The following is a 19971-nucleotide window of genomic DNA, read 5'->3' on the forward strand; positions in this document are numbered from 1 at the left end:
CGGGCGGAGAACCCGGTGCGTGTTGACACCCCACCAATGCGGTGACGTGCCCAAGATCAACCGTCCACAAAGGATTTGGAAATCGTTCGCTTCTCACCAGCGTGAGCATGGGCGAATTGGGTTTGTCAACCCCCGGGCGGAGCACCGTCAGGCCGCTGACCTGCGACGACGATCGCGGGCCGCTAGGTGGGCCTCGTCGGCACGTGCTAAGATGAATTCAGCGAAAGGGGCAGAGGACACATGGTTTTCAAGGTCGGAGAGACCGTCGTCTACCCGCACCACGGTGCCGCACTCATCGAAGCCATCGAGACCCGCGTGATCAAGGGCGAGGAGAAGAAGTACCTCGTCCTCAAAGTCGCGCAAGGGGATCTTACGGTTCGCGTGCCCGCTGACAACGCCGAGATCGTCGGCGTTCGTGATGTCGTCGGGCAAGAAGGACTGGACAAGGTTTTCGACGTTCTGCGTGCTCCGCACACCGAAGAGCCCACCAACTGGTCTCGTCGGTACAAGGCCAACCTCGAGAAGCTCGCCTCCGGCGATGTGAACAAGGTGGCCGAAGTGGTGCGCGACCTCTGGCGGCGAGAGAAGGACCGCGGACTTTCAGCCGGCGAGAAGCGCATGCTGGCGAAGGCGCGGCAAATTCTGGTCAGCGAGCTGGCGCTCGCGGAGGGCACCGACGAGGACAAGGCTGAAGTCCTCCTCGACGAAGTTCTGGAAACCGCGGCAGTCTGAACCGGCGGGTGTCCCACGCCAGGTGAGGCTGCGGGGGATACCTCTACGATCGCGCACATATGAGCACCGTCCTTATGAGCACGATCGTGTTCGTCACTGTCGTTCGTCACCATGCCTCCGACGCGGAGCTCGCTCTCGCGCCGGTCAATGGTGAAGCGTTACTCACGCACACTGTGCGGGGGCTGCTCGCCCTGCCGGATCTCGATCTGGTGGTCGTAGCGGCCCCCGAGCGGTGTGCTGATTTGTTTTCGGCCGCCTTGGGCGGCTTCGAAGAACGTTGCCGGATAGTACCCGGCTCGTCACTCGAGCATGCTTTCGACTCCGTCGAAAAAGAGATCACCGGGAATCCGGTCTTCCTCGTGCACGACGCCCTGCGCGCCTTCACTCCGCCGGACACGGTCCGTGCCGTCGCGGACGCGGTCCGCGCGGGCTCTCCCTTCGTGGTCCCGGTGCTGCCGATGGCGGACACCGTGAAGGTGACCGATGCGGCGGAAGTGATCACGGGGACCGAAGACCGCGCGTATCTGCGCACGGCCCAAACCCCGCTCGGCTTCACCCGTGAGACATTTCTCTCGTATGCCGCCGAGCCGTCTCTCGACGGCGCGCACACCGTCCCCGGACATCCCGACGCGATGCGCGTCACGAATGAGTTCGAACTGAAACTGGCCGAGGCGATCGCCCGGGCCGGGGAAGCGGAGGAAGTGCTGTGATCTGCGCGCGCCGCGGCACCCGAGCGGGCCGACGAGCGCGCGGATCGCCGCGAGGCCCCGCTATCGCGGCGGCGGGGCGCCTCCCCCGGATTCCCGAGGCAGATCGCTAACGTGCGCCTTGGCGACGCGATCGCGGTCGCGCGCGAACGGCGAGGAAAGAGGAAACCCTGTGAGGATCGGGAACGGCGTAGACGTCCACCCCGTCGAGGCGGGCCGCGAATGCTGGATCGCCGGTCTTCTCTGGCCCGGCGTCGACGGTTGCGCGGGCCATTCCGACGGCGACGTCGCGGCGCACGCGTTGTGCGACGCGCTCCTGTCCGCGGCCGGGCTCGGTGATCTCGGCGCGGTGTTCGGCACCGGCGATCCGCGCTGGGCGGGCAAGCACGGCGTCGAATTCCTCGCGGAGGCACGGCGCCTGATCGAAGCCGGCGGCTGGACCGTCGGGAACGCGACCGTCCAGATCGTGGGCAACGCGCCGCGCGTCGGGAAGCGCCGCGAAGAAGCCCAGAAAGTATTGAGCGAGGCCGTCGGCGGGCCGGTGAGCGTCTCCGGGACCACGACCGACGGGCTCGGCCTGACCGGACGCGGTGAGGGCATCGCGGCGTTCGCGACGGCGCTGCTCCTGCCCTCTCAGGAATAGCCTCCGCCGGGAGCCGGTTCGAGCTGTCATGGCAGTCACACTTCCCGAACCGGTCCGAGCACTGGTGGACGGCAAGAACTTCGCGACCGTGGCCACGCTGGACGCCGACGGCGGCCCGCAGACCTCGGTCATCTGGGTGGGCCTCGACGACGGCGATCTGGTCTTCAGCGCCACCGAAGACCGGCTGAAGGTGCGGAACCTGCGCCGCGATCCTCGCGCGAGCGTCTCGATCACCGACGCGGAGAACCCGTACCGGCACACGCAGCTGCGCGGCACGGTCACGATCACCCCGGACCCCGGGAAGACGTTGCCGAAGACGCTCAGCCACAAGTACCTCGGCCAGGACCCGCCGCCGGAGGGCGACGAGGTCCAGCGGGTGATCGTCCGCCTGCGCGTCGAGCGGATCGCCGGGAACGTCCGGTGATTAGGCTCTCCGGCATGGGTGTGACCTTCAACGACGCGACCAAGAAACTCCTCGACGGCAACAACTTCCCGGTACTGGCGACCCTCAACGCCGACGGCTCCGCGCAGACGTCCGTGCTGTGGGCGAAGCGGGACGGCGACACGGTGGTCTTCGCGACCGTCCGCGGCCGTCTCAAGGAGCGGAACATGGCCAGGGACCCGCGGGTGTCCGTCTCGGTCTTCGACCAGGGGAACCCGTACGACTACGTCGAGATCCGCGGGACCGTGGAGATGACCGACGAGGGCGGGCGCGAGCTGATCAACGAGCTCTCGCACAAGTACCTCGGCAAGGACTACCCGGAGGAGCCGGCGGACGTCGTCCGGGTACTGGTCCGGATCACGCCGACCAAGATCACCGGCAACGCGGCCTGACACGCGCCATGAACGGTCCGTTCCTGGCAAATTTCGCAAGGAACGGACCGTTCATCTCACACGCGAGGGGCGGCAGGAACCCCACGATCGTGGCTAATGTGGACCTCGTGACCTTTCGCGCTGTGTTGTTCGACTTCTCCGGCACGGTCTTCCGGCTCGAACAGGACGAGACCTGGCTCGCCGACCTCACCGACCACGAGGGCGAGAGCCTCGACATCGAGGCCCAGACCGAACTGATGCGCCGGATGACCGCGCCGGTCGGCCAGGTCGTCGATCTCGACGAGGAGCACCTGCACGCCTGGAACCACCGCGACCGCGACCCGGTGCTGCACCGGAAGGTGTATCTCGAGGTCCTCAAGCAGTCCGGGGTGCCGCACGCCGACCAGGCCGTCGCGCTCTACACCCGGCTGATCGATCCCACCCAGTGGACGCCGTACCCGGACACCGAAGCCGTCCTCAAGGGCGTCTCCGGCAAGGGCGTGAAGCTCGGGGTGCTGAGCAACATCGCCTTCGACATCCGGCCCGCGTTCGGCCGCCGGGGCTGGGACGCCTACGTCGACGAGTTCATCCTGTCGTTCGAGGTCGGAGCGGTGAAGCCGGAGCCGGAGATCTTCCGCGCGGCCGTCGAGCGGCTCGGGGTCAGCCCGGCGGAAACGCTCATGGTCGGCGACAGCGAGGAGGCCGACGGCGCCGCGCGCGAGATCGGTTGCGCGTTCGCGCTGGTAGAGCCGCTGCCGACGACCGAGCGGCCGGACGCCCTGCTCAACGCCATGCGCGCCCATAACGTGCTGTAACACGGTCACTGCGACACCGCTCACGCGGACCCCGTACCCTTTTAGGGTGGCACTACACCTCTATGACACGGCGACCCGGAGCGTGCGGGAATTCCATCCCGCCCGTAGCGGAACGGCGTCCATGTACGTGTGTGGTGCCACCGTGCAGGGCGTTCCCCATATCGGCCACGTCCGCGGCGCGCTGAACTACGACGTCCTGCGCCGCTGGCTCGTCCACAGTGGACTCGACGTGCTGATGGTCCGCAACGTCACCGACATCGACGACAAGATCCTCACCAAGGCCGCCGCGGCGGATCGTCCCTGGTGGGAGTGGGCGGCCACGCACGAGCGCGCCTTCGAGTCGGCGTACGAGGCGCTCGGCTGCTTGCCGCCTTCGATCGCCCCGCGCGCGACAGGGCATGTCACGCAGATGGTCGAGCTGATGCAACGGCTGATCGACGGCGGGCACGCGTACGCCTCGGGCGGCGACGTGTACTTCTCGGTCAAGGCGTTCGACGGCTACGGCGATCTCTCCGGGCAGAAGCTCGACGAGGTCCAGCAGGGCGAGAGCCTCGGCGAAGGCAAACGCGACGCGCGCGACTTCACGCTGTGGAAGGCCGCGAAGCCGGGCGAGCCGTCGTGGCCGACGCCATGGGGCTCCGGCCGTCCCGGCTGGCACCTCGAATGCTCGGCGATGGCGACCACGTACCTCGGCGCGGAGTTCGACATCCACGGCGGCGGCGTCGACCTGGTGTTCCCGCACCACGAGAACGAGCGCGCCCAGTCGAACGCGGCCGGTGACCCGTTCGCGCGGTTCTGGCTGCACAACGCCTGGGTGACCATGTCCGGCGAGAAGATGTCGAAGTCGCTGGGCAACACGGTCTCGATCCCGGAGATGCTCAAGGGCTACCGGGCGCCGGAACTGCGGTACTACCTGGTCCAGCCGCATTACCGGTCGACGATCGAGTACTCCGACGGCGCGCTCGCCGAAGCCGCGCAGGGCTACCGGCGGATCGAGCAGTTCCTCCGCCGCACGGCGGGCATCGCCGGCGCGGTCCACCTCGGCGAGATCCCGGACGGGTTCGCCGCGGCGCTCGACGACGACCTGGCCACCCCGCAGGCCTTCGCAGTGCTGCACAACACCGTCCGCGACGGTAACGCCGCCCTCGACGCGGCCGACAATTCCAAGGCACTCGAAATCGCCGCCTCCGTGCGCGCGATGACCGACGTGCTCGGCCTCGACCCGCTCTCCGCGCGCTGGTCCGAGGCGGGCGGCAATGAGACGCCCACCCGGCAGGCGCTGTCCGAACTCGTGGAAGGGCTGCTGGCCGAACGGCAGCAGGCCCGCGCCGACAAGGACTTCGCCCGTGCGGACGCCGCGCGTGACCGCCTCCAGCAGGCGGGCATCGTGGTGGAGGACACCCCGAACGGTCCACAGTGGACCGTCAAGGACGTCTGACACTTACTCGGTTTCTAGCTCAAGGATTCTCACTGATGGCAGGCAACTCCCGGCGCCAGGGCGCTATTCGCAAGCCCGGCACGAAGAAGGGTCAGGTCGTCGGCTCCGGCGGCCAGCGCCGGAAGGGCCTCGAAGGCAAGGGCCCGACGCCCAAGGCCGAGGACCGGCCCGGCCACAAGGCGTACCGGATGGCCAACGCGCGTGACCGCAAGGACCAGGCGCGGCAGAAGAAGGCCGACAAGCCGGAGCTGATCGCCGGGCGCAACCCGGTGGTCGAGGCGCTGCGCGCCGACGTGCCGGCCACCGCGCTGTACGTCGCGATCAACATCGAGATCGACGACCGCGTGAACGAGGCCGTCCGGCTCGCCGGCGACAAGGGCATCTCGATCCTGGAGATCCCGCGCGAGGAACTGGACCGCAAGACCAACCGGGCCATGCACCAGGGCCTCGGCCTGCAGGTCCCGCCGTTCGTCTACGCCGACCCGCGCGACCTGATGGCCGTCGCGAAGGACTCCGGGCAGACCCCGCTGTTCGTCGCGCTCGACGGCGTCACCGACCCGCGCAACCTCGGCGCGGTGATCCGCTCGGCCGCCGCGTTCGGTGCGCAGGGTGTCCTCCTGCCGGAGCGGCGCAGCGCGGGCATGACCGCGGTCGCGTGGCGGACCTCCGCCGGCACCGCGGCCAAGCTGCCGATCGCCGTCGCGACCAACCTCACCCGCCAGCTGAAGGCGTGGAAGGACGAGGGCCTGATGGTCGTCGGCCTCGACGCGGACGGCTCGGTGGACATCGACGAACTCGACCTCGCGGCGGATCCGCTGGTCATCGTGCTCGGCTCGGAGGGCCGCGGCCTGTCCCGGCTGGTGCGCGAGACCTGCGACGCGACCGTGTCGATCCCGATGGCGGCGGGCGTCGAGTCGCTCAACGCGTCGGTCGCGGCCGGGGTGCTGCTGGCCGAGGTGGCGCGCCGCCGCCGGCTCACGGGACGTGTCTGACCCGAACTTCGTCACACGGTGCGGGAACCTCAGGCTAAGGTCACCAGCGGATAAGCGTAACCGCCCTGGGGGACCCCGCACCGATGTCGTTCATTTCACCGCTGTTCCTGTGGTACTTCATGCCGGCGGTCCTGCTCGCCGTGCTGGTGTGCCCGCGCGGCTGGCGGAACGGCATCGTCGCGGTCGGCAGCCTGATCTTCTACGCCACCGGCGCCGGGCCGTACACGCTGGTGCTGCTCGGCTGCATGGTGGTCAACTTCCTGGCCGGGCCCGCGCTGGAGCCGAACGCGTGGGACCTGCGGAACAAGCGGCGCAAGCGGCTGCTGCTCGGGGTCATCGGCCTCAACGTCGGCATGCTGCTGATCTGGAAGTACGCGGGTTTCGCGACACAGCAGATCGCGGCCGTGACGCACTGGTTCGGCGGCGATTTCCCGGTGGCCGACCTGATCATCCCGATCGGCATCTCGTTCTACACGTTCCACCACATCTCCTACGTGGTGGACATCTACCGCGGTGAACGCCGCGCCCTGCGCGACCCCGTGTCGTTCGCCGCGTACATCGCGATGTTCCCGCAGCTGGTGGCCGGGCCGATCGTGCGGTTCCGGGAGATCGCCGACCAGCTGCCGCAGCCGCGGTCCCACCGCCTCGACGACATCGCCGCCGGTTTCCCGCGGTTCGCGCTCGGGCTGTGCAAGAAGACGATCATCGCGGACTCGCTCAGCCCGATGGTGGACGCCTGCTTCGACACGCCACCGGACCAGATGACCTTCGCGATCGCCTGGCTCGGCGCGATCGCGTTCACGCTCCAGCTGTTCTTCGACTTCTCCGGATACTCCGACATGGCGATCGGGCTCGGCCGCATGCTCGGCTTCCGGCTCCCGGAGAACTTCGCGAGACCGTACTCGGCGGTGACCATCACCGAGTTCTGGCGGCGCTGGCACATGTCGCTGTCGCGCTGGTTCCGCGACTACGTCTACATCCCGCTGGGCGGCAACCGCGCCGGCGCGGGGAAGACGTACCGGAACCTGTGCATCGTGTTCGTGCTGACCGGGTTCTGGCACGGCGCCCAGTGGACGTTCCTGATCTGGGGCATCTACCACGGCGCGATCCTGATCGTGGAACGCGCTTTCGGCTACGACGTCACCCCGAAGTCCCAGGCCGCCCGCATCGGCCGCCGCGCGCTGACGCTCGTGCTCGTGATCTTCGGCTGGGTGTTCTTCCGCGCCAAGGACCTGCCGCACGCGCTCGGCATGATCGGGCACATGGTGCTGCCGGACTTCACGGGCCTCACCGACGTCGTCGAGAGCGCGGTGACCAACCAGCGGCTGATCATCCTGCTGTGCGCGCTGGCGGTCGTGTTCCTGCCCGCGCATCCGGTGACCGGGCCGCTGCTGGAGTCCTCACGCAGCCGCGCGGCGACGGCTCTGCGGATCGGCGTGATGACCGTCGGGCTGGTGTACGCGGCCATGCTGATCGCGACCGGGACCTTCAGCCCGTTCCTCTACTACCAGTTCTGAGGGAGCCCGAGAATGACCGACCTGGCCGCGCAGCCCGGAGTGATCCCCTACGTCGACAACCACGACGGCCCCCGCCGTCTGCTCACAGTGGACATGCGTCCCTTTCCCAACATGAGGCTGACTTACGTGCCGTTCGCGAGCATCGACGGCAGGCAGTACGTGGTCTCGTGGGGGTCTGTCGTGTTCGAGATCCCTGCCGACCGGAACGTGCACGTCAGCGTCCACATGCAGACCAACTACGGGGCTGGGTCCAGTGCGACGCCGTTCGCCTCGATCGTCTTGGCGCCGCATCACGAGCCGGTCCGGCTGGCCACCCAGCTCACCAGCCAGGGCGGGTCGATCCTCCCGGTCGGCTAGTTTGGGCCGATGACCGGCGCATGGAAGCGGGATCGGATCGGTGCGGCTCTGCGCGGGGAGAACCCGACGGTACTGCGGAGGCTGGACGCGGGCTTCGCGGTGATCGGCGATACGCAGTTCCTCCCGGGCTACTGCGTCCTGCTGACCGACACCCCCGCCGTCGGCAGGCTGACCGATCTGCCGAGGCCGAGGCGGCTGGAATTCCTCTCGGACATGGAGTTGCTCGGCGAAGCCGTCGAAAACGTCTGCGCGCGTAGGGATCCAGGCTTCCGGAGGGTGAATCTGGAGATCCTCGGGAACACGGATCCGTTCCTGCACGCGCACGTCTGGCCGCGCTACGACTGGGAACCGGCCGACGTGGCCGGACGGCCGGTTTGGCTGTATCCGGTGGAGAACTGGGCCGATTCGCTCGGATCTCAGCATGATCCGCTGCGTGCCGAGCTGGTCGCGGAGATCGACAGGCTGCGTGCCGCGTCGAGGACGAGCTGAGCGAACTCCTTGCCACGCACCATCGGCAGGTAGTGCCCGGCCTTCGGGACGTTGACCAGCCTGCCGTCGGCGCAGGCGTCGAGAAAGCGGTGTTCGTGGCGGCGGAAGTGGTCGCGTGAGCCGTTGACGAGCCAGGTGGGGCCCGGATAGGCCGCGAGTTCCGCCAGCACGTCGAAGTCCGCGAAGGCCTTGGCGACGTCCGGGACGACCTCGGTCGCGATGCCGCCGCCGATCACCGCATCGGCGATCTTCGGCGGCAGGACGCTCCGGAATTGCCACCGGCTCAGACGTTCGCCCTGGTCCGGCAGCCGCATGAGCAAGCGGTGCGCTATCCGGAACGGAGCCTCCAGCGCACGGCCGGGCAGGAAGGTCGAACCCGCGACGACGAGGCCGGCCACGCGCTCCGGATACCGCGCGGCCGCGGCGATCGCGGCGTAACCACCGAGGGAGTGCCCCACGACCAGCGCGGGCTCGTCGGTGGCTCCGGCGATCACGTCCGCCGCCTCGGTCAGCGTGAACCGCTCTCCACGACGCGCGCCGTGGCCAGGGAGATCGACTGTTTTCGCGGTCTCTCCCAGCAGCTCGAGTTGCTCGGTCCAGGCGGCGCCGCTGAGCCGGATGCCGTGGACGAAGACGACGGGGACCATGGACTACCTCCTGAATGCAACGCACCGTTGCGCTGCAAAGTACGCGCCCTCGGCGCGCAACGCAACGGTGCGTTGTATTGTTGCCGGGTGACCACCCAGAACGGTCCGCGCAAGGCCGAGGCGATCTTCGCCGCCACCCTCGAACTGCTGGCCGAGCACGGCTACGACAAGCTCGCCATCGAGGCCGTCGCCGCCCGGTCCGGCGTCAACAAGACGACGCTGTACCGGTGGTGGCCGTCGAAGGACGCGCTCCTGGCCGCCGCTTTGCGCGATTCGGGCCTGTTCGCCGTCGACGTCCCGGACACCGGCAGCCTCCGCGGCGATCTTCTCGCCGTGGCGACGCAAATCCACCGGTTGCTGACCTCGGAGCACACCGCGCCGGTCGTCACGGCGGCCTTGACCGCGGGCCCTCGGCGCCCCGAACTCGGCGACGTGTCACGGAGCTTCTTCGCCGACCGCATGGCACGCGAAGAACCGATCTTCGAACGCGCCACCGCGAGAGGCGAACTGCGCGCCGGCGTCGATCCGGTGCTGGTGATGGATCTGCTCGCGGGGGCGATCTGGTTCCGGCTGCTCCTGCGCGGCGGCGAAGCCGGCCCGAAATTCCTCGAAGAAGCCGTCGACACCGTACTGGGTGGTGCCGCGTGAAAATCACGCTGAAGATCGAATCCGAGCGGCTTGAGGATTATCTCGCCGCCGACGCGATCGTCGATCACGATCATCCGCTGATCCGCGAAACGGCTGACGGACTGTCACCGGCCGGCGGCACCGACGTCGACGTGATTCGTTCGATGTTTCACTTCGTGCGCGACGAGATCGACCATACGGTGGACGCCGCCGATTCCCGGGTCACTCTTATGGCCTCCGAGGTTCTGCGCGAAGGAGTCGGGCTCTGCTATGCGAAGGCTCATCTCCTCGCCGCTTTGCTTCGCAGCCAAGGCATCCCGGCCGGGTTCTGTTATCAGCGGATCGGCGTTCTGCACGGGCTCAACGGCGTGTACCTCGCGAGCCTGGACCGGTGGATCCGGCTCGACCCCAGAGGCAACAAAAAGGGCGCGGACGCGCGCTTTCCTTTGATACAAGGGAGCCTGGTGGAAGATGAGCGGCTCGCGTGGACACTGGACCCGGGCAAGGGCGAGATCGACTTCCCCACGGTGTACGCCGCGCCGTCTTCGGCGGTCGTCGAAACCTTGTCCTCGGCCGAACCCGGACCCGCGTGGTACGAAGGGATTCTTCCGCACGCTCCGTGAGTGGTTTTTCCGTGATCCGGTGAAACCTCCGATGCGAAACCGGCATAGCCGAGCGTCACATTCGTCGCCGGTCGCTTTCCCCCGAATTTCTTATTTCGACCTGGTCACGATGCGCGTAGAGTAACTCCCCGCACTCGAACAGATACGCACTGCGTTCGTCCGTTCGAGTGCTGATCGAGGAGGTGACCTTCGTGCCCGCGGAAGCCGATCGGCTCCGCCGTACCCCGTTGCAAGAGATCTTCTGGACCAGGACGAGTCTGCTGCTCACCGTACTGGTCGTCGTCGCGGGCCTGAGCCTGTGGATCTCCAGCATGATGGATCCCGGCGCCGGCAAGACACTGCTCACCTCAGTGGGCACCGGCACCCTGATCTCCGCGGTGGTCGGCTTCGGCCAGACCCTGATCACCGCCACCGCGTCACAACGCGCGATGGTGACCCCGGTGATCGAGGAGAGCCGCCGGGCGCTGGAAGCGCTCAGCGCCGAATACCGTTCGCTCAACAAGGAATTCTTCCCCACCCACGTCTTCGAGGCGACCACCGATCCGGATCCGTTGTTCAACCGGGTCATGACCGAAGACCTCGACGCGACCAGGCACTACTTCTTCCGCGGATTCTCCGGAAGGCACGCTGCCGCCCGATTGTTGTTGTCCCGCACCGAAAGGGAGCTTCGCGTGGTCATCGCCGACCCGCGCGACGAGGGCGCGATCGGTGGCAGGGCGCGCTATCTCCTGCGCAGCGAAGAAGCGGGAATGGACTACGAGACGATCCAGAAGCGGCTCGACGACGAGATCAGCATCGGTCTCGTCGGGTTGTTCCTGGCGCGCAGCCGGTGCTCGCTGGTGGACATCACCGTCGTCGCCGATCCGCCACTGGACCGGCTCGAAGTGTTCGACGAGAGCGTCTGGGTGACCTTGTACAGCGACATCCGCGGCGCGACCACACTGTATCCGCGCACGCTGCGGTTCAGCGAAGGTTCGTTCCTGTACAACAAGGAACGCTCGGAGTTCCTGCGCGTGTCCCAATCCCGCTCCGGACGGCACTTTCGCATCTCGACCACGACGACGCGGGCGGATTTCCTCGCTCTGTACGAAAAAATCACCGGTTCTCCCCTGTCCGAAGAGAACTTCCTCGAACTGGAAGGAAAATTCCACACCTTCCGGAAGGAGTTCACCACACTCGCCGAGCTGAACCCCTGACCGCTCGGCGTCGCACGGCACTAGATTTGAGGAGCTGATGTTGCTCACTCGCTTGTCCCCCCTCACCCAGCTCTCCGCGCTGCTCCGGACCACGGACGTGCCGCTGACGCAGCACTGGCGGATCGCCGACGGGATCTTCCGCGACTGGACGTCGAGACCAGAACTGCGCGACGACCTCCGGCGGCATTTGGATTCGCTGAGCCCGGACGAGGCGAGCGCGGTCCTCGAACGGTCGCGGGAGACCACCACCCATTTCGCCTGGTGCCTGCTCGATTGCCCGGCCGATCCCTTCTCGATCTGGCTGCACGAGTACAAGGCTCCGTCGGACTGGCGTGAGGGTTACGCCGATTCCGTGCACAATCACAGATATCACTTCTGCACCACGATCCTCCGTGGCAACTACGTCCACGAGCGTTATTCGACCCTGCGAGATCAACTTTCCGGTTTGATCACATCGGTTCGGTTACGACGGAGCACCCTGTGCCAGACGGGGTCCGCGGGCGTCATGTACGCGGACGAGTTCCATCGGATTCCCGAGGCCACTGAAGGGACTATGACGTTCCTGGTGAAATCACGTCCGGTGAGCGAGTTCAGTCTTTCCTTCGATCCGAAGACCGGAATCGGGCATCGTCACGTTCCGGTAGAGGTCCGATTGGGGGATCTGGCCGGCCGTATCTGACTACACACCGGCGTTGCGGGCGCATACCCTTACTCCACCCGTCTGTAAACGGGATCGGAGAGGTGTATGCGCGCGCGAAAGAGCACGATTCCTTCCCAGACCATCGAAGCCGTCGAACACCACGTCCGGCGGCTGTGCTGGCGCTATGCGGACAAACTGCAGTTCCATGGCTGGCATCACGTGAGTTTCGTCCGGGCCAAGGCCGCGGGGTTCGCCGACCACAACGGCGCGGATCGCGCCGTCGTCGAGGTGGCGGCACTGGTGCACGACGTGAACTACATCGTGCACCGGAACTCCCCCGCGGCCGCCGGGCGAGACCTCCGGATGGGCATCCTGCGGGAATGCGGTGTCGGCGAAACCGTCGCCGAGTGGATCGACGAGATCATCGACGAAGCCGAGATGGCCACCAGAGGCCGTCACATCTCACTCGAGGCTCAAGCGCTGAGCGACGCCGACACGCTGTTCAAGGCGCTGCCGGTGACGCCCGTCGTGCTCGCCCACCGCTATCTGCGGGAGAACGGGTTGAGCCTCCGCGAACTGGCACACAAGATCGTCGGCGAACAGCGCGATGTCCACGACAATGGTTACTACTTCTACAACCCCAAGGCGGCGGAGAGCTACTCCCGCTGGGCGTTGGCGAATCTTCAGTTGTGGCAGTGCATCAAGGAAGCCGTCGACGATCCGACGGTCGTCGAACTCCTCGACGCGGTGCACGCAGTGGACGCCACCGACTTCGAGGTCGAGCCCGCTGCCTCGTAGCGATCTCGTCCGCCGTTGGCTCCCCATCTGACGAACGGCGGATCCCGCGTGATCAGAGCCGCGACACACGTGATCCAAGCCGCAACTCGCGTGATCAGAGCCGCAACACACGTGATCCAAGCCGCAACTCGCGTGATCAGAGCCGCAACACACGTGATCCAAGCCGCAACTCGCGTGATCAGAGCCGCAACACACGTGATCCAAGGCGCGACTCGCGTGATCAGCGCCGTAACACGCGTGACGTCAGCGCTGGCCGTAGCCGCGAAGTTTCTCCACGACGTGCCCGATCTCGGCGGGCGGGAGCAGGTTCGGCGTTCCCGCCGCCCGGGCCGTCAGCCACACTTGGCAGACCCACTCGAGCTGCTGCCCCCGGCTATAGGCGGAGCCGAGGCTGTCGCCGAAGGTGATGGTGCCGTGGTTCGCCAGCAGGCAGCCGCGGCGGCCTTCCAGCGCCTCCAGCATCACTTTGGCGAGCTCATCGGTGCCGTACGTCGCGTACGCCGCGACGCGGGCTGTCGGCCCGATCGCGGCGAGCATGTAGTGGATCGGCGGCACCTCGGTGACGAGGGTCGAGACAGCCGTGGCGTGCACGGAATGCGTGTGCACCACGGCGGAGACCGGTTTGCCGTCGGGATCCGCCGCCCGCCGGTACACGGCGAGGTGCATCGGGAGTTCGCTCGTCGGTTTGAGCGAGCCGTCGACGGCTTCTCCGTCGAGCCCCACGACCGGTACGTCTTCCGGCCGCAAACCGGCGTAGTCGACTCCTGTCGGGGTCACCGCGATCAAGGCGCCCTGCCTCGCGGAGACGTTCCCGGAGGTGCCGACCACGAGCCCGTCGGTGGTCATCCGACGGGCGAACTCGCAGACCGCCAAGCGTTCTTTGGCCAGGATCACCGTCACAACCTCCAGAGTCCGCGGGCCGCGGCCAATGAGGCCTGATAGTCGGCGTAGCCCTGCGCGTAGAACTCTACGTTCCCTGGCCGGACCTCGACGACACGAGCGCTTTCCGCCCAGAGCTCCCTGTCGACCGGTTCACCGAGGGCGTCCGCCGCGACGATCACCGCGCCCCGCGCGCCGACCCCGGGATCACCGGGGATCACGATGGGCCGCCCGAGAACGTCGGCGAAGACACGGGTCCATTCGAGCGAGCGAACCCCGCCACCGCAGGCGTACAACGTGCCGGTGAGCCCGGCGGCGTCGAAGCAATGCCTTGCCGCGTAAGCGATCGACTCGCACAGCGCCCGGACGATGTCACCACGTTCGCTCTCCAGGCTCAGCCCGGAGAACTGCGCCCTCGCCGAAGCGTCGACGAACGGGGCTCGCTCGCCCGACGCGGAGAGGAACGGCAGCGCGCGAACCCCGCCCGCGCCCGGCCTGCTCGCGTCGAGCAGCGGGCCGATCTCCTCGACCGCGATGCCGAACAGGCGGCACACCCAGTCGATGCCCGCGGTGCCGACCATCGCGGGCATCGCCCGCAGGAACTCCCCTTCCTCGGGCGTACAGAGGAACATGCCCGCCGGCTCGCCCTCCGGATCGAACTCGGCCGAATCCGTCAGGACCTGGCACGCGAGTGTGGTGCCCGCCGTGAGGATGCCGTCACCCGGCCGTCGCACACCGGCGCCGATGGCGCTCGCGGGCAGGTCGAACGGCCCCGCGGTGACCGGCAACCCGGCGGGAAGGCCGAGCAGCGCGGCTCCGCGCTCGTCCAACCGGAAGACGGTCTTCGGCGCCGCGGGCTCCGCGAACAGCCTCCGGCGGTGAGAGAGCCCGACGGCCGCGATGGCGTCTTCGTCGTAGCGCCGGTTCCTCGGGTCGAGGAAGGGCAGTGAAGCATCCGACGCGTCGACGGTGATCTCGCCGGTCAACCGCTGGAGTACCGCGTCGACGCAGTAACCGGCCACCGCCGCCCGGTCCAGCGACTCCGGCTCACGAGTGTCCAAAAAGGACATGATCGCCGCGGCGCAGCCCGGGAACATTCCCGACGCGGTGCGACGGAACACCTCCCTGGTCACTCCGGCGGCCTGCCATTCGGCGAGCAACGCGTTCGCCCGTCCATCGAGCCAGGAGATCGCCGGGCGGACCGCTTCGCCGGACTCGTCACGCAGCCACAATCCGTCGCCCTGACCGGTGAGGGCCAACGCGGTGACCGGGCCGCCGAGCCCGGCGGCGACCTCGCGCACCACCTTCGCCACGGTGCCGAGTACCTGGTCGAGATCCTGTTCGACCAGCCCGCCCGGCAGATGGTGCACCTCGGACGTGGTGCACGCGCTCGCCACGGACATCCCGGCCTTGTCGAAGACGACCGCCTTCGTCAGTGACGTGCCGATGTCGACGCCGATGATCATGGCCGCAGGACCTCGGGGTTCGCCAGATTCGCGAGCGCCTCCCCGCGGGCGTACCGGCCGACTTCGGCGGCGACGATGGCCGCCGCCCGCTCCGCAGTCTGCCTGCTGGCTCCGGCGAGGTGCGGGGTCGCGATCACGTTCGGCGCGTCCCGCAGTGCCCAGTCCGCGGGCGGGGGCTCGACGTCGTACACGTCGAGCGCGAGTGCGCCGAGCCGTCCCGAGCGCAGGGCTTCCGGCAGCGGGGCGTAGTCCATCAGGCCCCCGCGGGCGGTGTTGACCAGTACGGCGCCTTCCGGCAGCAGCGCGATTTTGGCGGCGTCGATCAGCTGCCGGGTCTCCTCGGTGAGCCGGGCGTGCAGGCTCACCACGAAGCTGCGGCGCAGCAGGTCGTCCAGCTCGACGAGCTCGGCACCGTCGGCGGCGACCTTGGCGGGATCCGCGAACGGATCCGCGACCAGCACCTTCGCCCCGAACGCGACGAGCACCTTGGCCACCCGCCCGCCGATCGCGCCGTACCCGACCAGGCCGACGGTGGTCCCGTCGAGTTCGAGACCGGCCTGGTCGTAGGCGTAGTAGTCGCCGCGCCAGGTGCCTCCCAGCAGTTCGGCGGAGGACGTCGAGATCCGGCGCATCGCGGCCAGGATCATCCCCACCGCGAACTCGGCGGCGGCCCCGGCGTTCCGGCCGGGCGCGTACGTCACCGCGACACCCGCCTCGGTGGCCGCCGCGAGATCCACGTTGACCGGGCCGCCCCGGCACACCGAAACGAGTTTGAGCCCCGGCGCGGCGGCGAACACCTGCTTGGTGAAGGGCGCCATCTGGGTCACCGCGACCTCGGCTCCCGCCAAGGCCTCGATCACCTGTTCCTCGGTGCCGCTGGCCTCGTGCACGTTCGCGACCGGACCGAACGGCTCCACCGGCCACGGCAGCGTCAGTTCCGAGACTTCGTGCCCGGCGCCGATCTCGGCACGGACGGCGTCGGCCAGCAGGCCGGTGCCGACGAAATGGTCTCCCGCAGCGAGTATCCGCAACTCTGCGTCCTCTCTCCGTGCCCGAATCGGGCGTTTCTCAGTGTGCTTGCTCGTATTCGGTGATGTGCGCGACCTTGCTCGCGCTGGCCGAGGACGGGTCGAAGCGGTGGCCGACCCATTCGGCGACGATCTTCTTCGCCAGTTCCGGCCCGATCGCCCGGGCGCCGAAGGTGATCACCTGGCAATCGTTCGACTTGACCGAACGTTCGGCGGAGTACGAGTCGTGCGCGACGGTGGCCCGCACTCCCGGCACCTTGTTCGCCGAGATCGCCATGCCGATCCCGGTCCCGCAGACCAGCACGCCGCGATCCGCCTCGCCCCGCGCGATCGTCTCCGCCGCCGCGAGGCCGAGCAGCGGGTACGCCTTGTCGTCGGACCCGTCGGCCACGCCGAGGTCGGTGACCTCGTCCACCCGGTCGTCGGCGAGGAGCAGGTCACGCAGCTGATCCTTGAGGGCGACCCCGGCGTTGTCCGCCGCCACCACGATCCGCATTTCAGTCTTCCTTTCCCAGAGCCTGGCCGACCGCGGTGACGAGCAGCGCGAACGAAGTGGCCCCGGGATCGGGGTGCCCCTTGCTCCGCTTCGCCAACCGCGCGGCCCGCCCCTTGGCGGGCAGCAGGTCCGCCGTGGCCTCGGCCGCGCTCACCGCGACCTGGGCCGCCTTCTGCCAGGCCTGCGGGACGTCGGCACCCGCCTCGGCCTGTTCGCGCAACGCCAGCCTGAACGGCTCGATGGCGTCGAGCATGGTCTTCTCGCCGGGCTCGGCCTTGCCCAGTTCGACGAACGCCTTCACCGCGCCGTCCACCGCGTCCGCGAGAGCTCCGGTGGTGACGTCGCCGCCCGCCAGACCCCGCAGGCCCGCACCGGTCTCGGCGAGCAGGACCCCGTACAGCGCGCCGGACGCGCCGCCCGCCGCGTCGGCGAACGCCGTGCCGGCGGACAGGAGCGCGGTGGACAGCGAGTCTTCGTCGCGCCGCGCGGCGGCCACCGCGGCCCGCATCCCCCTGGTCATGCCCAGCCCGTGGTCACCGTCGGCCGCGACCGCGTCCAACCTGCCGAGCTCGGCCTCGTTGGCCTCGATGTCGTGCAGGGCGGCCGTCAGCGCCCGGTCCACGATGCCCTGGCCCGGCGCCGTCCCGGCCAGCGGTGAATCCACTGTGGACTCCAGTGGCACCGGTGCCAGCGCGGCGCCGGTGCTCCGGTAGCCAGGGGTGTCGCAAGGAGCCGCGTAGAGCTCGGCCAGTTCGTCGTCGAGGACCAGGATCGACAGCGAGACACCGGCCATGTCGAGCGACGTGACGAATTCACCGACCTCGGTGTGCAGCGGGCTGAGCCCCGCCGCGGCGAGCCGCTCGTGCACGCGGGTGTAGGTCGCGAACATCTCCTCGTACTTGGTGCGGCCCAGCCCGTTCAGCAGGACCACCACCCGGCCGTCACCGGCGGGCAGCTCCGGGAGGAGGCCGTCGACCAGTTCGTCGGCCAGCTCCCGCGCGCTCAGCCTGCCGACCGTGCGCACGCCGGGCTCGCCGTGGATGCCGAGCCCGAGCTCCATCTCGCGCTCGCCGACGGTGAACAGCGGCTCGGAGGCGCCGGGCAGGGTGCACCCGCCGAACGCGACGCCGAAGGTCCGGGTGTTCGCGTTCGCCTTCTCCGCCACCGCGTGCACGGCGGCCAGATCGTCACCGCGTTCGGCGGCGGCGCCCGCGATCTTGAAGACCAGGAAGTCGCCCGCGACACCGCGCCGCTTTTCCGGTGCGTCGGCGGGGCCGCTGGCGATGTCGTCGGTGACCAGGATCGTCCGGCTTTCGACGCCCTCCGCGGCCAGCCTGCGCGCGGCGAGCCCGAAATGCAGCACGTCGCCCTGGTAGTTGCCGTAACCGAAGAGCACGCCGGCACCGCTCTCCGCGGCCCGCGCCGTGCGATAGACCTGCTCGGCGCTCGGGCTGGTGAACACGTCGCCCACCACGGCGCCGTCGGCGAGACCGGGGCCGACCAGCCCGGCGAACGCGGGATAGTGCCCGCAGCCACCGCCGATCACCACCGCGACCTTGGGCGCGGAGTCTTCCCGGCGCAGCACGCCGTAGGCATCGGGCACCTTGCGCACCGAACGCCCGTAGGCGGTGACGAACCCGTCCAGCCAGTCGCGTTTGAACGTCTCCGCGGTACCCAGGACCGTCATCGCCCGCTCGCTTCCGCGAATTCACCGGACAGGTACGCGAGCAGCTTGCGCCGCACGTCGTCGTTGTCCTCCGCGACGTGGGCGGCCAGCTCCAGCGCGTCCGGCTTCGGCGGATACACCGGGTTCGGCAGCGCGATCACGGTGAGCCCGGCCGCCGCGGCGGCGCGGATGCCGTTGCTGGAATCTTCGACTCCAAGGCATTCCCCGCCGGACCGGCCCAGCCTGGCCGCGGCTTCGAGATAGACGTCCGGGCTCGGCTTGCCCCTGGCGACCTCGGCACTGGACACGGTCGCGGAGAACTCGCCGGTGAGCCCGTGCTTGCCGAGTACCGCGTCGATCACCCGGCGGGCGGCCGACGACGCCAGCGCGACCGGCACCTTCGCGCTCACTTCGCGGACCATCTCGCCGGCGCCCGGCAGCAGGGGCGCCTCGCCCGCCTCGATCGCGGCGATCATGCCGTCGACCACGGCACGCTCGACCTCGGCCGCGCTTTCCGGGGTGCCGGACCGCTTCGCGAGATACGCGGCCCATTCGGGCGCGCTCATCCCCTGTACGGACGCGGTGTCCTCAGCCGTCCATCCGGTGCGGTGCCGGGCGGCGTACGCCACCCAGTTCTCCTCCCAAAGGTGTTCACTGTCGACGAGGACACCGTCCAGGTCGAACACCACCGCGGCGAGTGCCATCCGGCATCTCCTTTCACATCGATGCTGTTAAGTTAACATCGATGATGTGATCTGAACAAGGCCTGAGGAGGGATCCCGTGGTCGCACGGTTGTTATTGGCACGGCACGGCCAGACCGAATGGCACGCCGAGAACCGCTACGCGGGCAGCAGCGACGTCGCGCTGACCGAGGCAGGGCTGCGCCAGGCTGACGAACTCGCCGGTTTCGCCGCCGCGGTCGAACCGGCGGCCGTCTTCTGCTCGCCGCAGAGCCGGGCCCGTCGCACGGCGGAGCCTTCCGCCGAGGCACTGGGCCTGCCCTTGCGAGTGGTCGACGGTCTGCGTGAAGTCCACTTCGGACTGATGGAAGGGCGCACCCGAGCGGAATTGGCGGCGACGGATCCCGAGGTGGTCGCACGATTTCTCGCCGATCCCGTGGCCGGCGCCTTCCCCGGCTCGGAGCCCCCGGGGGAAGCGGCCGCCCGCGGAGCCGGGGCACTGCGCGGGATCGCCGAAGAGGCACCGGGCGAGACGGTGCTGGTCGTCGCGCACAACACCTTGATCAGGCTGACGCTGTGCGCGCTGCTCGGCATCCCGCTCGAGACCTACCGCACGGTGTTCCCGCGGCTGGACAACGCGGCCGTCACCGAGATCGCGATCGACGGCACGCGCACCGGCCTGCTGCGCTTCAACCAGCCGGCGAGCACGCGATACTGACGG

At 68.6% G+C, this 19971-nt stretch carries 24 protein-coding genes; 17 read left to right on the plus strand and 7 right to left on the minus strand.

The features are described from left to right. Positions 1 to 240: 240 nt before the first annotated feature. The 11 genes from ACOCEP_RS07880 to ACOCEP_RS07930 all read left to right on the plus strand — a co-directional run bounded on the left by ACOCEP_RS07880 (position 241) and on the right by ACOCEP_RS07930 (position 8503). Positions 241 to 732 carry a CarD family transcriptional regulator gene (locus ACOCEP_RS07880; RefSeq protein WP_005165253.1) on the plus strand — a complete coding sequence of 164 codons (492 nt, stop codon included), beginning with the start codon at positions 241 to 243 and terminating at the stop codon, positions 730 to 732. Positions 733 to 806: 74 nt separating this feature from the next. Beyond that, a complete protein-coding gene (locus ACOCEP_RS07885; protein ID WP_482336599.1) occupies positions 807 to 1442 on the plus strand; it encodes an IspD/TarI family cytidylyltransferase in 636 nt (211 codons plus the stop codon). Positions 1443 to 1611: 169 nt separating this feature from the next. Next, positions 1612 to 2082 carry a 2-C-methyl-D-erythritol 2,4-cyclodiphosphate synthase gene (gene ispF / locus ACOCEP_RS07890; RefSeq protein ID WP_482336601.1) on the plus strand — a complete coding sequence of 157 codons (471 nt, stop codon included), beginning with the start codon at positions 1612 to 1614 and terminating at the stop codon, positions 2080 to 2082. Between the two features lie 28 nt (positions 2083 to 2110). After that, a complete protein-coding gene (locus tag ACOCEP_RS07895) occupies positions 2111 to 2506 on the plus strand; it encodes a PPOX class F420-dependent oxidoreductase (protein ID WP_482336603.1) in 396 nt (131 codons plus the stop codon). A gap of 14 nt (positions 2507 to 2520) precedes the next feature. Next, complete coding sequence (locus ACOCEP_RS07900) at positions 2521 to 2916, plus strand: PPOX class F420-dependent oxidoreductase (protein WP_482336605.1); 396 nt, start codon at positions 2521 to 2523, stop codon at positions 2914 to 2916. 107 nt (positions 2917 to 3023) lie between these two features. Continuing rightward, complete coding sequence (locus tag ACOCEP_RS07905) at positions 3024 to 3710, plus strand: HAD family hydrolase (RefSeq protein WP_482336606.1); 687 nt, start codon at positions 3024 to 3026, stop codon at positions 3708 to 3710. Positions 3711 to 3756: 46 nt separating this feature from the next. Then, positions 3757 to 5148: a cysteine--tRNA ligase gene (cysS, locus tag ACOCEP_RS07910; RefSeq protein WP_482336608.1), complete on the plus strand. Its 1392-nt coding sequence runs from the start codon at positions 3757 to 3759 to the stop codon at positions 5146 to 5148. Positions 5149 to 5183: 35 nt separating this feature from the next. Beyond that, positions 5184 to 6140: a 23S rRNA (guanosine(2251)-2'-O)-methyltransferase RlmB gene (rlmB, locus tag ACOCEP_RS07915; RefSeq protein WP_482336609.1), complete on the plus strand. Its 957-nt coding sequence runs from the start codon at positions 5184 to 5186 to the stop codon at positions 6138 to 6140. An 83-nt stretch (positions 6141 to 6223) separates the two neighbouring features. After that, positions 6224 to 7657 (plus strand): MBOAT family O-acyltransferase, encoded by a 1434-nt coding sequence (locus ACOCEP_RS07920; RefSeq protein ID WP_482336610.1) that lies wholly within the window; start codon positions 6224 to 6226, stop codon positions 7655 to 7657. Positions 7658 to 7669: 12 nt separating this feature from the next. Beyond that, the gene (locus ACOCEP_RS07925; protein ID WP_482336611.1) at positions 7670 to 8014 is read left to right on the plus strand and encodes a hypothetical protein; all 345 of its coding nucleotides are present in this window, start codon (positions 7670 to 7672) and stop codon (positions 8012 to 8014) included. A 9-nt stretch (positions 8015 to 8023) separates the two neighbouring features. After that, the gene (locus ACOCEP_RS07930) at positions 8024 to 8503 is read left to right on the plus strand and encodes an HIT family protein (RefSeq protein ID WP_482336612.1); all 480 of its coding nucleotides are present in this window, start codon (positions 8024 to 8026) and stop codon (positions 8501 to 8503) included. Here ACOCEP_RS07930 and ACOCEP_RS07935 read toward each other — a convergent pair. Further along, positions 8431 to 9150 (minus strand): alpha/beta fold hydrolase, encoded by a 720-nt coding sequence (locus ACOCEP_RS07935; protein ID WP_482336613.1) that lies wholly within the window; start codon positions 9148 to 9150, stop codon positions 8431 to 8433. The two genes, ACOCEP_RS07930 and ACOCEP_RS07935, sit on opposite strands and share 73 nt — an antisense overlap. An 87-nt stretch (positions 9151 to 9237) precedes the next feature. Here ACOCEP_RS07935 and ACOCEP_RS07940 point away from each other — a divergent pair, with 87 nt between their 5' ends. The 5 genes from ACOCEP_RS07940 (at position 9238) to ACOCEP_RS07960 (ending at position 13034) form a co-directional block, all read left to right on the plus strand. Further along, positions 9238 to 9798 carry a TetR/AcrR family transcriptional regulator gene (locus tag ACOCEP_RS07940; RefSeq protein WP_482336615.1) on the plus strand — a complete coding sequence of 187 codons (561 nt, stop codon included), beginning with the start codon at positions 9238 to 9240 and terminating at the stop codon, positions 9796 to 9798. Beyond that, complete coding sequence (locus ACOCEP_RS07945) at positions 9795 to 10400, plus strand: transglutaminase domain-containing protein (RefSeq protein ID WP_482336616.1); 606 nt, start codon at positions 9795 to 9797, stop codon at positions 10398 to 10400. Before ACOCEP_RS07940 ends, ACOCEP_RS07945 begins: the two co-directional genes overlap by 4 nt. A gap of 149 nt (positions 10401 to 10549) precedes the next feature. Then, positions 10550 to 11596, plus strand: a complete 1047-nt coding sequence (locus tag ACOCEP_RS07950) for a hypothetical protein (RefSeq protein ID WP_482339633.1) — start codon at positions 10550 to 10552, stop codon at positions 11594 to 11596. 40 nt (positions 11597 to 11636) lie between these two features. Beyond that, the gene (locus ACOCEP_RS07955) at positions 11637 to 12275 is read left to right on the plus strand and encodes a hypothetical protein (RefSeq protein ID WP_482339635.1); all 639 of its coding nucleotides are present in this window, start codon (positions 11637 to 11639) and stop codon (positions 12273 to 12275) included. Positions 12276 to 12341: 66 nt separating this feature from the next. Continuing rightward, positions 12342 to 13034 (plus strand): HD domain-containing protein, encoded by a 693-nt coding sequence (locus tag ACOCEP_RS07960; protein WP_482336617.1) that lies wholly within the window; start codon positions 12342 to 12344, stop codon positions 13032 to 13034. Positions 13035 to 13277: 243 nt separating this feature from the next. On the opposite strand, the gene ACOCEP_RS07965 is transcribed toward ACOCEP_RS07960, so the two are convergent. From ACOCEP_RS07965 to ACOCEP_RS07990, 6 genes are read right to left on the minus strand one after another with little or no spacing between them, the layout of a single operon-like run. Next, positions 13278 to 13928 (minus strand): class II aldolase/adducin family protein, encoded by a 651-nt coding sequence (locus ACOCEP_RS07965; RefSeq protein ID WP_482339637.1) that lies wholly within the window; start codon positions 13926 to 13928, stop codon positions 13278 to 13280. A 2-nt stretch (positions 13929 to 13930) separates the two neighbouring features. After that, the gene (locus ACOCEP_RS07970; protein ID WP_482336618.1) at positions 13931 to 15379 is read right to left on the minus strand and encodes an FGGY family carbohydrate kinase; all 1449 of its coding nucleotides are present in this window, start codon (positions 15377 to 15379) and stop codon (positions 13931 to 13933) included. Beyond that, positions 15376 to 16410: a 2-hydroxyacid dehydrogenase gene (locus ACOCEP_RS07975; protein WP_482336620.1), complete on the minus strand. Its 1035-nt coding sequence runs from the start codon at positions 16408 to 16410 to the stop codon at positions 15376 to 15378. Before ACOCEP_RS07975 ends, ACOCEP_RS07970 begins: the two co-directional genes overlap by 4 nt. A gap of 37 nt (positions 16411 to 16447) precedes the next feature. Further along, positions 16448 to 16903 carry a ribose-5-phosphate isomerase gene (locus ACOCEP_RS07980; protein ID WP_063274682.1) on the minus strand — a complete coding sequence of 152 codons (456 nt, stop codon included), beginning with the start codon at positions 16901 to 16903 and terminating at the stop codon, positions 16448 to 16450. A 1-nt stretch (position 16904) separates the two neighbouring features. Further along, on the minus strand, positions 16905 to 18590 hold the full coding sequence (locus tag ACOCEP_RS07985) for a dihydroxyacetone kinase family protein (RefSeq protein ID WP_482336621.1): 1686 nt from the start codon (positions 18588 to 18590) through the stop codon (positions 16905 to 16907). Beyond that, positions 18587 to 19273: an HAD family hydrolase gene (locus ACOCEP_RS07990; protein WP_482336623.1), complete on the minus strand. Its 687-nt coding sequence runs from the start codon at positions 19271 to 19273 to the stop codon at positions 18587 to 18589. Before ACOCEP_RS07990 ends, ACOCEP_RS07985 begins: the two co-directional genes overlap by 4 nt. A gap of 77 nt (positions 19274 to 19350) precedes the next feature. On the opposite strand from ACOCEP_RS07990, the gene ACOCEP_RS07995 reads away from it, so the two are divergent. Further along, the gene (locus tag ACOCEP_RS07995) at positions 19351 to 19968 is read left to right on the plus strand and encodes a histidine phosphatase family protein (protein WP_482336625.1); all 618 of its coding nucleotides are present in this window, start codon (positions 19351 to 19353) and stop codon (positions 19966 to 19968) included. The last annotated feature ends 3 nt before the right edge of the window (positions 19969 to 19971 follow it).

The sequence above is a fragment of the Amycolatopsis sp. CA-211722 genome, assembly GCF_056828465.1.

Coding starts and splice junctions, on each gene's coding strand:
- ACOCEP_RS07880 (WP_005165253.1), top strand. CDS start 241: ATGGTTTTCAAGGTCGGAGAGACCGTCGTCTACCCGCACCACGGTGCC.
- ACOCEP_RS07885 (WP_482336599.1), top strand. CDS start 807: ATGAGCACGATCGTGTTCGTCACTGTCGTTCGTCACCATGCCTCCGAC.
- ACOCEP_RS07895 (WP_482336603.1), top strand. CDS start 2,111: ATGGCAGTCACACTTCCCGAACCGGTCCGAGCACTGGTGGACGGCAAG.
- ACOCEP_RS07900 (WP_482336605.1), top strand. CDS start 2,521: ATGGGTGTGACCTTCAACGACGCGACCAAGAAACTCCTCGACGGCAAC.
- rlmB (WP_482336609.1), top strand. CDS start 5,184: ATGGCAGGCAACTCCCGGCGCCAGGGCGCTATTCGCAAGCCCGGCACG.
- ACOCEP_RS07920 (WP_482336610.1), top strand. CDS start 6,224: ATGTCGTTCATTTCACCGCTGTTCCTGTGGTACTTCATGCCGGCGGTC.
- ACOCEP_RS07925 (WP_482336611.1), top strand. CDS start 7,670: ATGACCGACCTGGCCGCGCAGCCCGGAGTGATCCCCTACGTCGACAAC.
- ACOCEP_RS07930 (WP_482336612.1), top strand. CDS start 8,024: ATGACCGGCGCATGGAAGCGGGATCGGATCGGTGCGGCTCTGCGCGGG.
- ACOCEP_RS07935 (WP_482336613.1), bottom strand. CDS start 9,150: ATGGTCCCCGTCGTCTTCGTCCACGGCATCCGGCTCAGCGGCGCCGCC.
- ACOCEP_RS07960 (WP_482336617.1), top strand. CDS start 12,342: ATGCGCGCGCGAAAGAGCACGATTCCTTCCCAGACCATCGAAGCCGTC.
- ACOCEP_RS07970 (WP_482336618.1), bottom strand. CDS start 15,379: ATGATCATCGGCGTCGACATCGGCACGTCACTGACGAAGGCGGTCGTC.
- ACOCEP_RS07980 (WP_063274682.1), bottom strand. CDS start 16,903: ATGCGGATCGTGGTGGCGGCGGACAACGCCGGGGTCGCCCTCAAGGAT.
- ACOCEP_RS07985 (WP_482336621.1), bottom strand. CDS start 18,590: ATGACGGTCCTGGGTACCGCGGAGACGTTCAAACGCGACTGGCTGGAC.
- ACOCEP_RS07990 (WP_482336623.1), bottom strand. CDS start 19,273: ATGGCACTCGCCGCGGTGGTGTTCGACCTGGACGGTGTCCTCGTCGAC.